The sequence below is a fragment of the Yoonia sp. genome, assembly GCF_017854415.1.
GTDB lineage: Bacteria > Pseudomonadota > Alphaproteobacteria > Rhodobacterales > Rhodobacteraceae > Yoonia.
Map to the genome: position 1 here is coordinate 1 of NZ_JAFMHR010000094.1, position 13,241 is coordinate 13,241.

Annotated in this window: 18 protein-coding genes; 11 read left to right on the top strand and 7 right to left on the bottom strand. The window is 53.8% G+C overall.

All coding sequences use genetic code 11. From position 1 onward, the window contains the following. The 5 genes from thrS to QZ197_RS11150 all read left to right on the top strand — a co-directional run. Positions 1-1,829 (top strand): threonine--tRNA ligase (gene thrS / locus QZ197_RS11130; protein WP_296432030.1); only part of this gene is annotated, 1,829 nt, incomplete at its 5' end. A gap of 236 nt (positions 1,830-2,065) precedes the next feature. Then, a complete protein-coding gene (locus QZ197_RS11135; protein ID WP_296432033.1) occupies positions 2,066-2,368 on the top strand; it encodes a DUF2282 domain-containing protein in 303 nt (100 codons plus the stop codon). Between the two features lie 65 nt (positions 2,369-2,433). After that, a complete protein-coding gene (locus tag QZ197_RS11140; RefSeq protein WP_296432035.1) occupies positions 2,434-3,288 on the top strand; it encodes a DUF692 domain-containing protein in 855 nt (284 codons plus the stop codon). Then, complete coding sequence (locus QZ197_RS11145) at positions 3,285-4,022, top strand: DNA-binding domain-containing protein (protein WP_296432036.1); 738 nt, start codon at positions 3,285-3,287, stop codon at positions 4,020-4,022. The genes QZ197_RS11140 and QZ197_RS11145 overlap by 4 nt, the downstream gene beginning before the upstream one ends. An 11-nt stretch (positions 4,023-4,033) precedes the next feature. Then, positions 4,034-4,582 (top strand): DoxX family protein, encoded by a 549-nt coding sequence (locus QZ197_RS11150; protein WP_296432038.1) that lies wholly within the window; start codon positions 4,034-4,036, stop codon positions 4,580-4,582. Here QZ197_RS11150 and QZ197_RS11155 read toward each other — a convergent pair. After that, a complete protein-coding gene (locus tag QZ197_RS11155; RefSeq protein WP_296432040.1) occupies positions 4,566-4,934 on the bottom strand; it encodes a hypothetical protein in 369 nt (122 codons plus the stop codon). The genes QZ197_RS11150 and QZ197_RS11155 overlap by 17 nt on opposite strands. Positions 4,935-4,979: 45 nt before the next feature. Next, the gene (locus QZ197_RS11160) at positions 4,980-5,309 is read right to left on the bottom strand and encodes an ArsC/Spx/MgsR family protein (RefSeq protein WP_296432053.1); all 330 of its coding nucleotides are present in this window, start codon (positions 5,307-5,309) and stop codon (positions 4,980-4,982) included. Between the two features lie 154 nt (positions 5,310-5,463). On the opposite strand from QZ197_RS11160, the gene QZ197_RS11165 reads away from it, so the two are divergent. Beyond that, positions 5,464-5,673 carry a cold-shock protein gene (locus QZ197_RS11165; protein WP_296432041.1) on the top strand — a complete coding sequence of 70 codons (210 nt, stop codon included), beginning with the start codon at positions 5,464-5,466 and terminating at the stop codon, positions 5,671-5,673. A 50-nt stretch (positions 5,674-5,723) separates the two neighbouring features. Here the strand turns inward: QZ197_RS11165 and QZ197_RS11170 are convergent, their stop codons facing one another. The 3 genes from QZ197_RS11170 to QZ197_RS11180 form a co-directional block, all read right to left on the bottom strand. Then, complete coding sequence (locus tag QZ197_RS11170) at positions 5,724-6,821, bottom strand: hypothetical protein (RefSeq protein ID WP_296432042.1); 1,098 nt, start codon at positions 6,819-6,821, stop codon at positions 5,724-5,726. A gap of 92 nt (positions 6,822-6,913) precedes the next feature. Then, the gene (locus QZ197_RS11175; protein WP_296432043.1) at positions 6,914-7,240 is read right to left on the bottom strand and encodes a TraR/DksA C4-type zinc finger protein; all 327 of its coding nucleotides are present in this window, start codon (positions 7,238-7,240) and stop codon (positions 6,914-6,916) included. Between the two features lie 157 nt (positions 7,241-7,397). Then, on the bottom strand, positions 7,398-8,024 hold the full coding sequence (locus tag QZ197_RS11180) for a peroxiredoxin (protein ID WP_296432044.1): 627 nt from the start codon (positions 8,022-8,024) through the stop codon (positions 7,398-7,400). Positions 8,025-8,131: 107 nt separating this feature from the next. Here QZ197_RS11180 and QZ197_RS11185 point away from each other — a divergent pair, with 107 nt between their 5' ends. The 5 genes from QZ197_RS11185 (at position 8,132) to QZ197_RS11205 (ending at position 11,833) form a co-directional block, all read left to right on the top strand. Continuing rightward, positions 8,132-8,596, top strand: coding sequence for an Rrf2 family transcriptional regulator (locus QZ197_RS11185; RefSeq protein WP_296432045.1), 465 nt, complete (start codon positions 8,132-8,134; stop codon positions 8,594-8,596). Beyond that, positions 8,593-9,264, top strand: a complete 672-nt coding sequence (locus QZ197_RS11190; RefSeq protein ID WP_296432046.1) for a Crp/Fnr family transcriptional regulator — start codon at positions 8,593-8,595, stop codon at positions 9,262-9,264. Before QZ197_RS11185 ends, QZ197_RS11190 begins: the two co-directional genes overlap by 4 nt. 86 nt (positions 9,265-9,350) lie before the next feature. Then, the gene (locus QZ197_RS11195) at positions 9,351-9,563 is read left to right on the top strand and encodes a DUF2892 domain-containing protein (protein ID WP_296432047.1); all 213 of its coding nucleotides are present in this window, start codon (positions 9,351-9,353) and stop codon (positions 9,561-9,563) included. Positions 9,564-9,715: 152 nt separating this feature from the next. Then, the gene (gene sulP, locus QZ197_RS11200; RefSeq protein WP_296432048.1) at positions 9,716-11,461 is read left to right on the top strand and encodes a sulfate permease; all 1,746 of its coding nucleotides are present in this window, start codon (positions 9,716-9,718) and stop codon (positions 11,459-11,461) included. A 21-nt stretch (positions 11,462-11,482) separates the two neighbouring features. Next, the gene (locus tag QZ197_RS11205) at positions 11,483-11,833 is read left to right on the top strand and encodes a rhodanese-like domain-containing protein (protein ID WP_296432049.1); all 351 of its coding nucleotides are present in this window, start codon (positions 11,483-11,485) and stop codon (positions 11,831-11,833) included. Positions 11,834-11,900: 67 nt separating this feature from the next. Here QZ197_RS11205 and QZ197_RS11210 read toward each other — a convergent pair whose 3' ends face one another. Further along, the gene (locus QZ197_RS11210) at positions 11,901-12,380 is read right to left on the bottom strand and encodes a dihydrofolate reductase (RefSeq protein ID WP_296432050.1); all 480 of its coding nucleotides are present in this window, start codon (positions 12,378-12,380) and stop codon (positions 11,901-11,903) included. Positions 12,381-12,383: 3 nt separating this feature from the next. Then, the gene (locus QZ197_RS11215) at positions 12,384-13,217 is read right to left on the bottom strand and encodes a thymidylate synthase (protein ID WP_296432052.1); all 834 of its coding nucleotides are present in this window, start codon (positions 13,215-13,217) and stop codon (positions 12,384-12,386) included. Between the last annotated feature and the right edge of the window lie 24 nt (positions 13,218-13,241).

Consider the following 13,241-nt stretch of genomic DNA (forward strand, 5'->3'; position numbering starts at 1 on the left):
CCACCGTGAACGGCCAACACTGGGACTTGCAGTGGCCAATCGACGCCGACAGCGCCATAGCGATCAACACCATGAAGGACGAAGAACCAGCCCTCGAGTTGGTCCGCCACGATCTGGCGCACATCATGGCGCGCGCTGTTCAAGAGCTTTGGCCAGAAACCCAAGTCACTATCGGACCCGTCATCAAAGACGGCTGGTACTATGACTTTGACCGCAAAGACGCGTTCACGCCCGATGACCTTGAAACCATCGAAAAGAAGATGAAAGAGATCATCAACAAACGCGACGAAGTCCGCACCGAGATTTGGGAACGTGATGTCGCAATCCAATACTACAAGGATCGTGGCGAGCCATACAAAGTCGAGTTGATTGACAGCATCCCCGGCAATGAGCCGCTGCGCATGTACTGGCACGGTGATTGGCAAGACCTGTGTCGTGGTCCGCACTTGCAACATACGGGCCAAGTGCCTGCTGACGGTTTCAAACTGATGCATATCGCTGGTGCCTATTGGCGTGGCGACAGTGACCGCGCCATGTTGCAGCGGATTTATGGCGTTGCGTTCGCGAACAAAGAAGGCCTCAAAGCGCACCTTCATATGCTGGAAGAAGCTGCCAAACGCGACCATCGCAAACTGGGCCGCGAAATGGACCTGTTCCACATGCAAGAAGAAGCCCCCGGTCAGGTGTTCTGGCACCCGAACGGCTGGACGGTATATACTGAACTGCAAGACTACATGCGCCGCCAACAACGCAAGGGTGGCTATGTAGAGGTGAACACACCGCAGGTTGTTGACCGCAAATTGTGGGAACAATCCGGCCACTGGGAAAAATACCAAGACCATATGTTCATCGTTGAAGTCGACGAAGAGCATGCCCGCGAGAAATCGGTCAACGCGCTCAAGCCGATGAACTGTCCCTGTCACGTGCAGATCTTTAATCAAGGCCTGAAATCCTACCGCGACCTGCCTTTGCGCATGGCTGAATTTGGATCATGTAACCGCTATGAACCCTCAGGCGCGTTGCACGGTATCATGCGCGTACGCGGGTTTACCCAAGACGACGGTCACATCTTTTGCCGCGAAAATCAGATCGAATCTGAAACAGCCGAATTCATCAAATTCCTAAGCGCGGTCTACAAAGACCTCGGGTTTGAGAACTTCAAAGTTAAGTTTTCCGACCGCCCCGAAAAACGCTCGGGCAGCGACGAAGTCTGGGACAAGGCAGAAACCGCATTGCTTGCAGCCACCCGCGCGGCAGGGATCGAGCCTGAACTAAATCCAGGCGAAGGTGCGTTTTACGGCCCCAAGTTGGAGTTTGTCCTGACAGACGCGATTGGCCGCGATTGGCAGTGTGGCACGCATCAGGTCGACTTTGTTCTGCCGGAACGTCTGGATGCAAACTATATCGGCGAAGATGGCGCAAAGCACCGCCCTGTTATGTTGCACCGCGCCCTTTTGGGATCATTTGAACGTTTTATCGGTATCTTGATCGAAGAACACGCCGGCAAGCTGCCATTCTGGCTGGCCCCGCGACAGGTCGTGATCGCAACGATTGTATCAGATGCTGATGAATACGCGCTCGAGGTTCTCGCTGCGCTTAAGGCCGCGGGCGTGCGGGCCGAAGCAGACCTGCGCAATGAAAAGATCAATTTCAAGGTCCGCGACCATTCGCTTGGCAAGGTCCCTGTGATCCTCGCCCTTGGTGCGCGCGAAGTGGATGAAAAGACCGTCACCGTGCGGCGCTTGGGCGAAAACAGAACTTCTGTAACATCTTTGGATGAAATTGTTGCGCAGTTGGGTTTGGAAGCGACCGCACCCGACCTTTTGTAACATTCCAGCGCTGGAACCTGTAACAAACCCGCCGGTACTTTGTCGGCGGGTTCTTTGTTTTATAAAGGAAAATTCCGCGCGAGCCGCCAATCACAAACAAAAATATGCTGACATGACCTCACAGGGACGCGATGCACGGCCCTGTGAGTGGCGCAGAGACCTTGGTGGCGGCTAGAGTTTGGACATCGCCGGAACACGGTGACGATCAAACCGTAACAAAACCAAAGGAATTACTCATGTCCAACGCTACAAAAACCCTTGTTCTCGCAACTGCTGTTGCATCCGCTATCGCAGGTCTTGCGACAACTGCCTCTGCTGCAGGCGACGTAAAGTGCTTTGGTGTGTCCCTTGCTGGCGCAAACGATTGTGCGGCAGGCCCAGGTACAACATGTGCAGGCACATCCACAGTAGATTACCAAGGCAACGCATGGACATTGGTTCCAGCCGGTTCTTGCGAAACAATGGAATTGCCAGCAGCAGCCGACGGCATGGCGCGCATGGGTTCCTTGGAAGCACTTGAGCGTGATCTGCCAGCATAAGTGAAAATATGTGTAAGGTGGGTTTAAACCCACCTTACTTGCCACTGACGCTTAAGGACTTTGACATGCTTGATACAACACATCACACGGGCCTGCCTTTGCGCCCCGGCGTCGGATACAAAGCCCAACACTATACCCAAATCATGCAAAGACCGGAGCACCTAGGCTGGCTCGAAATCCATGCCGAGAACTACATGGGTGAAGGCGGCCGTCCTATCGCACAACTGCGTCATCTTGCAGAACACTTTCCCATTTCCGTCCACGGTGTGGGCCTGTCCATCGGTGGCACTGGCGATTTGGACAACGATCACCTTGCCCGCCTCAAGCACCTGATCTCATGGCTAAACCCCGCCAGTTTTTCCGAGCACTTGGCATGGTCGACACATGACAGCCACTTTTACAACGACCTGCTGCCCCTGCCCTACACCCCCAAAACCCTTGCCCGCGTTGCCGCTCACATCAACCAGGTCCAAGAGACAGTCGGCCGCCAAATGCTGCTCGAAAACCCGTCTAGCTACCTCGGCTTTGCTGAATCCACGATGTCAGAAACCGCGTTTCTGCGCGAACTTGTGGCCAAAACGGGCTGCGGGCTGCTGCTGGATGTGAATAATGTCTTCGTCAGTGCCACGAACCTCAAAACCTCGCCGCATGCCTATATCGATGACTTTCCCCTGCACGCTGTCGGTGAAATCCACCTTGGCGGCCATGATGAGGACGCAGATGAAACCGGCGCGCCACTGTTAATCGACAGTCACGGCAAGGCGGTTGTTGATCCGGTTTGGGCACTACTCGATTACACCCTTGCCAAATCCGGCCCCAAACCTCTCTTGGTCGAATGGGACACCGATGTGCCCGAATGGCACGTCTTGGCCGATGAAATTGCGCGCGCCGATCAAGCTCTTGCAATGGTCATGTCATGACCTTTTCCCAAGCGGCATTCCAGTCCGCGATCCTTGACCCCGAAGCCGCTGTGCCGGACGGGGTGATCAATCCTGGTGGTGCACCTGCGCAAAAACGTTTCAACGTCTACCGCAACAACGTCGCCGTTAGCCTGTCTGACGCGCTAGAGGCCGCTTTCCCCGTCGTCCGCAAACTGGTGGGCGATGAGTTTTTCCGCGCAATGGCGGGTGTCTATCTGCGAAAGCACCCCCCCAAGTCGCCCCTGATGATGTTTTATGGCGATGTGATGCCGCAGTTTCTTGGCCGCTTTGGTCCCGCCAAATCAATTGCATATTTGCCCGATATTGCACGTTTGGAACTGGCGTTGCGCCATTCCTATCACGCCGCAGATGCAGCACCACTTGACGCGCAAGCGTTGTCGCTGCTTTCACCTGACGCACTGATGGGTGCCAAACTGAGGATCGCACCTGCGACCAAAACGGTCACCTCGGACTATCCTATTCATGCGATTCACCGCGCAAACACGTGCACAGATGCACCTAAACCTGTGATGCAGGCCGAAGCTGTCCTGATTACGCGTGCGGATTTTGACCCCGAAATTCATACGATAAATGCCGCCGCTGCAACTTGTGTAAATGCGCTTCAAAAAGGGCAATCACTTGGTCAAGCCATGGCCACTGCCGATGATACCCTCGACCTTGGCGCAATCTTAGGCCTGCTTTTGGCCCAAGGCGCTGTGACTGAAATTTACTGAAAGGCCATTCTATGACAACTTCCCCTATTGCCCAAATGGCCAATCCGCTTAATCGCGCTGGTGACGCTATACTGCCATTGCTTGCACGGCTGGTCTTTGTCGGCGTGCTGTTCATGTACTACTGGAATTCGGGCCTAACCAAGCTTGGCGACGGCGTTTTCGGAATCCTACGACCATCATCCGGAGCCTACGTTCAGATCTTTCCCAAAGCGATGGAAGCCGTAGGCTATGACACTTCGCAACTGACCATCTTTCACTGGGCGGTCGTCACTGGCGGCACAATTGCCGAATTCGTCTTGCCAATCATGATTGCAGTCGGCCTGTTCACCCGCCTTGCGGCCTTTGGTATGATCGGCTTTATAATCGTGCAATCGCTCACGGACCTGTTCGGTCATGGCGGAATTGCCCACGAGGGCACGCTTGGCGCGTGGTTTGACCGCATGTCCGACGCGCTGATCCTGGACCAGCGCGCGTTCTGGGTGCTTTGCTTGCTGATCCTTGTTTTCAAGGGCGCAGGCGCGCTTTCGATCGATCGCGGTTTGTTCAGAAATGCGCCTTAGGTTCGTCCGGCTTCCCGGCCGCAATACCAAGTATCCCGCCAAGTGCTACGAACCCAATCGGGAACATCGTGCCGACGTTGAAACCAAACGCTGAATAGAAGAAAAATGCGCTGACCAGCATCAAGATACCGCCCCAAAGGGCGCGTGACTTGGCCATAGCACCGCCTGCAATCGCCAAGAGTGGTGCGATGAAGCTCGCAAACCGGATGAAGCCGGGGTTTTCAAGAAAACCAAAAACCTCGCCCACCTCGGCATGACGTTCGGACAATTCGGCATAGCCGAAGCCGAACATCCCGACCACGATTCCGATCAGGCCACCGATGATGCCTAGCATTCCTGCCGCGTTGCGCATGTGTCTTCTCCTTACTGCTTTGGTATCGACATAAGCACGAAGTGATCAGCCGCCAAGGTATTTCGCCTGTACGTCTGCTTTCCAACCGATGGTCCATACTCCGCCTTGTTCAATCACGGGTCTTTTCATCAAGGTTGGATGCTGTGCCAAGAGCGTCGCCGGATCAGTTGCTTTTTCAGCGTCAGTCAATCCACGCCACGTCGTTGAGGCCCGATTAAGCGCCACATCACCGAACTGCGCGACGATTTGCGCACGGTCTGCGTCCGATACCCCGTCTGCACGCACATCAATCACAACAGGGTCATGTTCCGCCTCAGCCAAAGATTTCAGTGCCTTTCGACAGGTATCGCATGATTTTAGCCCAAAAAAGCGCATTTCGCCTCCTGATTGTGCAATTTGCCGCCAAATCGCGGCGATGCGACGACGTGTCATTTGCCTTTTTCTTAAAACAGATAATTCTGGGGACGCAAGGCGAAGGAAATTCCGCATGTCGCGGCCCCCCGCCGGAAGACGATAAGGAGAATTAACAATGCCAAGTGGCAGCGTAAAATGGTTTAATACAACTAAGGGCTACGGATTTATTGCACCCGACGATGGTGGCGCAGATATTTTCGTGCATATTTCAGCAGTCGAGCAGTCGGGATTGACGGGGCTCGCTGACGATCAAAAGGTCAGTTTTGACCTGATCGAAGGGCGCGACGGGCGGCAAATGGCTGGCAGTATTTCAAAGGCCGAATAAAGCTAAGCTCGGATGACAATCATGCACGCAGGCCATACTTGGCCTGCGGACTAGTCGCGCTTGTTCTGCATTCGGCTGCGGACAAGCTCCATCATGTCCGTTTGCACCTGTGTTTTCTCTTCCACAGAATTGGCCAGTTCAGCCTCGCGTTCCGCGTTCCGCTCTTGTTTTTTGACAATCACAGTTTGGAAACGTTGCAAAAAGACGAGGACTGCGCCTGCGCATTGCAGGCTAAAGAACCACAAAAACAACGCCAGCGACAAACCCACGACAATCAAGCCATCAGTCCCGAAAGCTGCATAGTATTCGGCAATTCCGATGCTGTTATCCACCGCGGCAGCAGCTGGGCCAGTGTTCACGACCTCGAAACCTGCTGTACCACTTAATCGCCCGGTGCTTGTCGCTTGCACTGTGCTTACGGCGGCCTCTTGGATCTGTAGCTCTAGCCCAGCCGCTGCTTCCACCAAGCGGTCAGCAATGCCGAACGGCGCGATCAACAAAATCACAATCGGGACGGCCATCGCGGTGCCAATGTAAGAAATGACGACCAAGGCGAGCATTGTGAAGAACCCGTCCCCAAAGCCGTAGAACGGCGTGTGCGACCGCCCATCTGCATCTATCCCGACTGATGCACCTGCGAATGGCACCAAAAGCGCTGTTCGCAATGCCACGACCATTCCACCGCCGACAACGATGCACGCAATGGTCAGCACGGGGCTTGTTGCGTATAAATTGCCGAAAATGACAACGTCTTCTGCGCTGCTAAGCGCCATAAGGTCCAACATGCCAAGTGGTGTCAAAAGAACGAAAAGTGCGACGCAAGCCGCGACGATGATCATCACGCAAAGGGCCTCGAAAAATCCATAGCCAATCGCAGGCAGCATCAGACCCGCAAAAGAATTGCGCGGTCTGATTTCACGGGCTTGTAAGCCAACGCGCATCCCGACCATCACCGGAATAACGCCCGATGCCAGCGCGAATGCAAAAATCATCATCACCATCAAGAATGGCGCAACAAAGCCGACCAGAAACGCAAATATGACTGCAATGAATGCGAAAACAAACAACGCGACGATCAGGATCGGCAAAACCAACAAATAGCGCCACAGAATTGCAAATGAGAATGGGAAAGCTCGTAAGAATAGCACGCTGATCTCCGGCAAATGGCGTTTGGTTACTTATGACAACTTGTTCGGGGTCATAAAGCGAAAACAGTGGGGCATTTATAAGGCTAAATGTCCTACTCGCCGCGCATGCAAGCCGCGCAGAGCGCAATTGCCGGGTCTGTGGCCAAGCGCGCGGGCGCGATGGCATCGCCGCAGGTGACGCAATAGCCGTATTCGTCACCTGCAACCCTTGCAAGGGCAGCGATGATGCGTTGGCGTTCGGCCCCGCGCCTGCGGGCTGTCGCTTGGGCCATTGCTTGGTTTTGTAGTGCGTCCATGCGCGACAAACGTCCAACCGCTTGCTGATCAAGTTCGACTGTCTTAAGGCCTTGCTGGCCTGCCGCGTCCTCCGTATCGAGGGCGGCAAGGCGGGCGCGAAGGGCGGCTTCGGGTTCGGTCATAGAAAAAGCGTAGCGCGGAAATATTGATAGGGAAAGCAGCGATCTGCCTTGTTAGGGGTAAGAGCAGTTGGAAGACGCCAGTGGTCAAATTCTATTCAGGCAGCCCCCTGTCTTGGGGCTGCCGCCTCTGGCGCCTTTCTTGTTTTATAACTTTAGTTCAAAGACTTACTTTGCGCAGATAAGGCCGGATAGTTTCAAACCCTTGCGGAAATGACTTGGCTGCATCAGCATCTGACACCGACGGCGGAATGATGACATCTTGCCCAGGAACCCAATCAGCGGGTGTCGCGATCTTGAACTTGTCGGCGGTTTGCAACGCATCAATGACACGTAAAATTTCGTCAAAGTTTCGCCCAACATTCATCGGGTACGTCATTGTCAGTCGGATTTTCTTATCCGGATCAATGATGAAAACCGACCGCACTGCGGCTGTTTCGCTCTCGTTTGGGTGGATCATATCATAGAGCTTGGCAATCTTCAGATCGGCGTCTGCGACGATTGGAAAGCGCAATGTGGTGTGTTGCGTATCATTGACGTCTTCGATCCATTTAACATGTTCGGCGACTGTATCGGTCGAAAGGCCTATGGGCTTTACACCGCGCGATGCGAACTGTTCAGCCAGTTGCGCAGTCCGTCCCATTTCGGTCGTACAAACGGGCGTGAAATCCGCAGGGTGGCTAAAAAAGAACGCCCAATCAGTCCCTATCCAGTCATGGAACTGGATTGCGCCAGTTGTCGTATCCGCTTTGAAGTCGGGCGCTGTGTCACCTATTCTGAGGCTCATATCATATATCCTATATCTGAAATGGTTGTTTATGAGGCAGATCTAATACGTACACTTTACAAATTCAATACTTTGAATATATATTTTAGTAAGAGGCGGAGTATGAGATGAAACTGACCAGTTATACCAACTATGCTTTGCGCTCTTTGCAGCTTGCTGCGCTGAAATCCCCTGATCTTGTGCGTGTCGATGATGTGGCAAGAATCCATGATCTATCGCGCCCGCACATCACGAAGATCGTGCATGAACTGGGCAAAGCCGGATATCTGGAAACTGTGCGCGGACGCGGTGGCGGGTTTCGTCTGGCCCGTGATCCCAAAGACATCGCCGTCGGTGAAGTCGTGCGGATCACTGAAGGTCCGTTGGATTTGGTTGAATGTTTCAACCCCGACAAAAACACATGTCCCCTCATTGGCATCTGCGTATTGTCCAAGAAAATACAGGAGGCGACCACCGCATTCATGGCCGTTCTGGACGACCTGACAATTGCCGATATTTCGGCGAACCGTGGCCAGCTGATGGACCGGATTGCGCCACTGGAATTTTCACCCAAGCAGAAAGCGTCACAATGACCAACAACGATGAATGGCTAGACCGCTTTCCAGGGCTATCGCGCCTCGAGACACCGATAAAGCAGCTTATCTTGTCGCGCAGCACCGTTATCAAAGCCCCCAAGGGTGCAACAATTTTTGGACCCGGGAAATCGCCTGAAAACATGTTATTTTTGTTAGATGGAACTGTGCGCGTCCAACAGGTTTCAGAAACCGGACATGAAATTGTGCTCTACCGGATTGAGGCGGGGCAAAGCTGTGTGCTGACGACCGCTTGCCTGCTGGCATTTGACGATTATGCAGCGGAGGGCGTTGCAGAAACCCCCATCCGTGCCGCAGCTATACCCCGGGATGTGTTTGACGATCTTGTCGCACAGTCAAAGCCGTTTAGGGATTTTGTTTTCGCCGCTTTTTCCAAGCGGATTACGGATCTGTTTTTGATGATCGACGAGGTTGCGTTTCAAAAGATGGATGTGCGGCTAGCTGACAAACTGATCAAGCTCGCGAATAGCGACAACGTCGTATCCACAACGCATCAAAAGCTGTCCGTTGAGTTAGGGACAGCGCGCGAGGTTGTATCGCGGCAACTTCAGGAATTTCAAAGGCGCGGATGGATCGCACAAGCGCGCGGCAGTGTCAGCTTGCTAGACCGCGCAAAGCTTGAACAGCTGGCACATCATAACACCTGAATAATGTCTGCCGCTTGGTGACAATGTCACCGATCTACAATTCCCAAAGAGGTATATTGCGAGAACCATTTACTGGAGAAACAGATATGACTAAAAATATTGGCACCGCAGATCGCATTTTTCGCATCGTTTTGGGGATCATCCTAATGGCCGCACCGTTTGTTAGCGGCTTCGGGATATTCAATTCTAGCGCTGCTACAATTGTCGCCGTAATCGCCGGCATTGTCATGCTGGCAACATCCTCTGTGCGGTTTTGCCCGATGTACCGCATCTTTGGCATCCAAACCTGCAAGCTGTAAACCGGACCGCCCTTGCCAAAATTTCCCAACCGTAATTGGCAACATGATCGCCCCTACCCCCCGCTTGGCTATTCGAAGAACGCAGCGCCAGGTAGTACCCAAGCCGTCCTTGCCCACTTGAGGCGGGGACGGCACATCAATTTGAGAACACAATGACACTCGCAAAGTACTTCCCCATTTTAACATGGGGGCGCGACTACAACCGCACGGCCCTTTCCAACGATCTGGTCGCCGCCTTGATCGTGACGATCATGCTGATCCCGCAATCACTGGCCTATGCGCTGTTGGCTGGCCTGCCACCCGAGGCGGGTCTTTACGCCTCAATTGTGCCGATCATGCTTTATGCCGTCTTTGGGACCAGTCGCGCCTTGGCGGTTGGGCCGGTCGCGGTTGTGTCGCTGATGACCGCCGCCGCCCTAAGCAACATCGCAGAGCAAGGCACAATGGGTTATGCAGTTGCCGCCCTGTCGCTGGCCGCATTATCGGGTGTCATGCTGTTGGCGATGGGGTTATTTCGTTTGGGGTTTGTGGCAAACTTTCTATCACATCCAGTCATTGCAGGATTTATAACGGCGTCCGGCATCATCATTGCGGCCAGCCAGCTAAAGCACATTCTGGGGATCGATGCGCAGGGCCATAACCTGCTGGAACTGATAGTCTCGATCGGCGAACATCTGTCGCAGACCAACTGGATCACTGCCCTCATTGGCATCTTGGCGACAGGTTTCCTGTTTTGGGTGCGCAAGGGATTGAAACCGTTGCTGACAAAGCTGGGGGTCGGGTCAACTCTCACAGGCGTTCTGGTCAAAACCGGCCCCGTTGCTGTGGTTGTCGCAACGACAGCTGCGGTGTGGGTGTTCGGGTTGGCCGATCAAGGCGTCAACATCGTCGGGGAGGTTCCACAAAGTCTGCCGCCCTTGACGCTTCCGTCATTTTCGCCGGACTTGCTGGGCCAGTTGTTGCTACCCGCGTTCCTGATTTCGATTATTGGCTTTGTTGAATCGATTTCGGTCGCACAAACGCTTGCCGCCAAAAAGCGCCAACGCATCGATCCAGACCAAGAACTGATTGGCCTTGGGGCCGCAAATATTGGCGCATCCTTGACGGGCGGTTTTCCTGTGACTGGTGGATTTTCGCGATCCGTCGTCAATTTTGATGCTGGCGCCGAAACCCCAGCTGCGGGGGCGTTCACGGCTATCGGGCTTGCCATTGCCGCTCTTGCGCTGACACCGTTAATCTATTTCCTCCCAAAGGCGACATTGGCCGCGACGATCATCGTTGCCGTTCTAAGCCTTGTGGATTTCTCGGTCCTGAAACGCAGCTGGAACTACTCCAAAGCTGATTTCGCAGCTGTTTTAGCCACGATCCTGATGACGCTTGCATTGGGTGTAGAGGTGGGAGTTTCCGCCGGTGTCGGATTATCGATCCTGCTGCATCTTTATAAGTCGTCCAAACCGCATATTGCCGAAGTCGGGCAAGTCCCTGGCACGGAACACTACCGCAATGTGCTGCGCCATGACGTGATTACCGACCCGTCTATCGTCACGTTGCGCGTGGATGAAAGCCTGTATTTCGCCAACGCCCGCTACCTTGAAGACAAGATTCAGAACCGCGTCGCCAAAGACAAAAACATCCGCCATGTGATTTTGCAGTGTGCGGCTGTTAACGAGGTTGATCTTAGTGCGCTGGAATCTCTTGAGGCCATAAACGAACGGTTGCGCGAAATGGGCGTGCAACTGCATTTGTCCGAAGTCAAAGGACCAGTCATGGACCGCCTAAAACGCGCGCATTTCCTAGAAGATATGACAGGCAAAGTATTCCTGTCCCAATTCATGGCCGTCAAAACGCTGCAAGCGATACCGAATAATGGCACCCTCAATCCGTCCGAAATACTTTAGCCCAAACAAGGAGATACCAGAATGGCATATACCGCAAAATTCCAAGCGCTTGCCGATAAGGCAATGTCACAAGCAAAGGGCATCGCGCCCGAAGATGTCGATGCGTTGATAGCGAAAGGCGCCATCGCGCTTGATATACGCGACAAGGAAGAACATGACGCAGGGCATATCGACGGATCGCTGAACATAAGTCGTGGCAAGCTAGAGATGAATGTAGAAGAGCTTATCCGCGACCCCGACACAGAGATCCTTTGCTACTGTAACGCCTATAATCGGGGGGCATTGTCGGCCGCGACTTTGCGATCCATGGGCTACAAAAATGCAAAATTCATCGCAGGTGGGTTAAAAGCCTATCTTGCCCGTGAGGCTTGATCCGCGACGGTCAGGATCTGGTTCTTGCAGGTGTTGGTGAAAGTCGCTGTGTCAACCATTCCCAAGTTCACGAACTGCGCAGGTATTCGTTCACATAGCAATGAGGTCCAACTTCCCGCAGTGTTCGCTTGTTGACCACGCGCCAAGTTTCTAGGTCAATGTCCGGAAAGAACGTATCTGCATCAGGGACGTCGAGATCCACCTCTGAAATCAGCAACCTGTGCGCAAGCGGGATCATTTCTTGATAAATGCGTGCGCCACCTATCCCGTAGACGCGGTCGTAACCCTGTTCGGACGCCAAGTTCACGGCTGCCGCCACCGAGGGGGCAACAATGTCCGCCGCATCGGGGCGCGACGACACGACGATATTCAGGCGCTTTGACAGTGGCTTAACCGGAAGACTGTCCCAAGTATTACGCCCCATAATGAGCGCACCACCTAGAGTTTCGCGCTGGAATGATTTGAGATCTTCAGGAAGATGCCACGGAATTGTCCCGTCTCGTCCGATTGCCCCGTTCTGGGCGCGTGCAACGATCAGTGTAATCATCGATCAGACCGCCACGGGTGCGCGGATTGCAGGATCGGGATCATAGCCAACAATCTCAAAATCATCGTAGCGGAAGTCGAAGATCGACGTCACATCCCGTTTGATCCGGATCGTGGGCAATGCCTTTGGCGTACGCGAAAGCTGTAGATTTACTTGGTCCATATGATTTGAATAAATGTGGGCATCCCCCAACGTATGCACAAAATCGCCCGGCTCGTATCCGGTGACATGAGCCAGCATCACTTGCAGCAGCGCATAAGACGCGATGTTGAATGGAACGCCTAGGAACATATCAGCAGAGCGTTGGTATAGCTGAAGGTGCAAACGTCCATTCAGAACCCGCACCTGCCACATTGTATGACACGGCGGTAGGGCCATACGCGGCACATCCGCCGGGTTCCATGCCGAGACAATAAGGCGGCGGCTATCCGGCGTCGTCTTGATCATTTCAACAAGCTGCGTGATCTGATCCACGCCGCGCCCCTTAAACAGGGGTTCACCGTCCAAGACCTGCGTCGTCGGCTCTAGCGCCGGAAAAGCCCGCCACTGATGGCCATAAACCGGACCCAAGTCGCCGTTCGCATCCGCCCATTCGTCCCAGATCGACACGCCGTTATCCTTTAGATAACGGATGTTTGTGTCGCCGGACAAAAACCACAAAAGCTCGTGTATAATTGATTTCAAATGCAGTTTCTTGGTTGTGACCAATGGAAAGCCATCCGCGAGGCGGTACCGCGATTGCAGACCGAAAAACGAAAGTGTGCCCGTCCCCGTCCGGTCGGTCGATTCTTCGCCATTCTCAAGAATGGTCCTTAATGCATCGTGATACTGCTGCAATTTTCGCCCTCAACTTTCGTTCTA

What these genes read in the sequence shown, in the direction of transcription:
- sulP (WP_296432048.1), top strand. Translation starts at nt 9,716, where the DNA reads ATGACACTCGCAAAGTACTTCCCCATTTTAACATGGGGGCGCGACTAC.
- QZ197_RS11205 (WP_296432049.1), top strand. Translation starts at nt 11,483, where the DNA reads ATGGCATATACCGCAAAATTCCAAGCGCTTGCCGATAAGGCAATGTCA.
- QZ197_RS11140 (WP_296432035.1), top strand. Translation starts at nt 2,434, where the DNA reads ATGCTTGATACAACACATCACACGGGCCTGCCTTTGCGCCCCGGCGTC.
- QZ197_RS11135 (WP_296432033.1), top strand. Translation starts at nt 2,066, where the DNA reads ATGTCCAACGCTACAAAAACCCTTGTTCTCGCAACTGCTGTTGCATCC.
- QZ197_RS11155 (WP_296432040.1), bottom strand. Translation starts at nt 4,934, where the DNA reads ATGCGCAACGCGGCAGGAATGCTAGGCATCATCGGTGGCCTGATCGGA.
- QZ197_RS11185 (WP_296432045.1), top strand. Translation starts at nt 8,132, where the DNA reads ATGAAACTGACCAGTTATACCAACTATGCTTTGCGCTCTTTGCAGCTT.
- QZ197_RS11175 (WP_296432043.1), bottom strand. Translation starts at nt 7,240, where the DNA reads ATGACCGAACCCGAAGCCGCCCTTCGCGCCCGCCTTGCCGCCCTCGAT.
- QZ197_RS11145 (WP_296432036.1), top strand. Translation starts at nt 3,285, where the DNA reads ATGACCTTTTCCCAAGCGGCATTCCAGTCCGCGATCCTTGACCCCGAA.
- QZ197_RS11160 (WP_296432053.1), bottom strand. Translation starts at nt 5,309, where the DNA reads ATGCGCTTTTTTGGGCTAAAATCATGCGATACCTGTCGAAAGGCACTG.
- QZ197_RS11195 (WP_296432047.1), top strand. Translation starts at nt 9,351, where the DNA reads ATGACTAAAAATATTGGCACCGCAGATCGCATTTTTCGCATCGTTTTG.
- QZ197_RS11180 (WP_296432044.1), bottom strand. Translation starts at nt 8,024, where the DNA reads ATGAGCCTCAGAATAGGTGACACAGCGCCCGACTTCAAAGCGGATACG.
- QZ197_RS11165 (WP_296432041.1), top strand. Translation starts at nt 5,464, where the DNA reads ATGCCAAGTGGCAGCGTAAAATGGTTTAATACAACTAAGGGCTACGGA.
- QZ197_RS11210 (WP_296432050.1), bottom strand. Translation starts at nt 12,380, where the DNA reads ATGATTACACTGATCGTTGCACGCGCCCAGAACGGGGCAATCGGACGA.
- QZ197_RS11150 (WP_296432038.1), top strand. Translation starts at nt 4,034, where the DNA reads ATGACAACTTCCCCTATTGCCCAAATGGCCAATCCGCTTAATCGCGCT.
- QZ197_RS11190 (WP_296432046.1), top strand. Translation starts at nt 8,593, where the DNA reads ATGACCAACAACGATGAATGGCTAGACCGCTTTCCAGGGCTATCGCGC.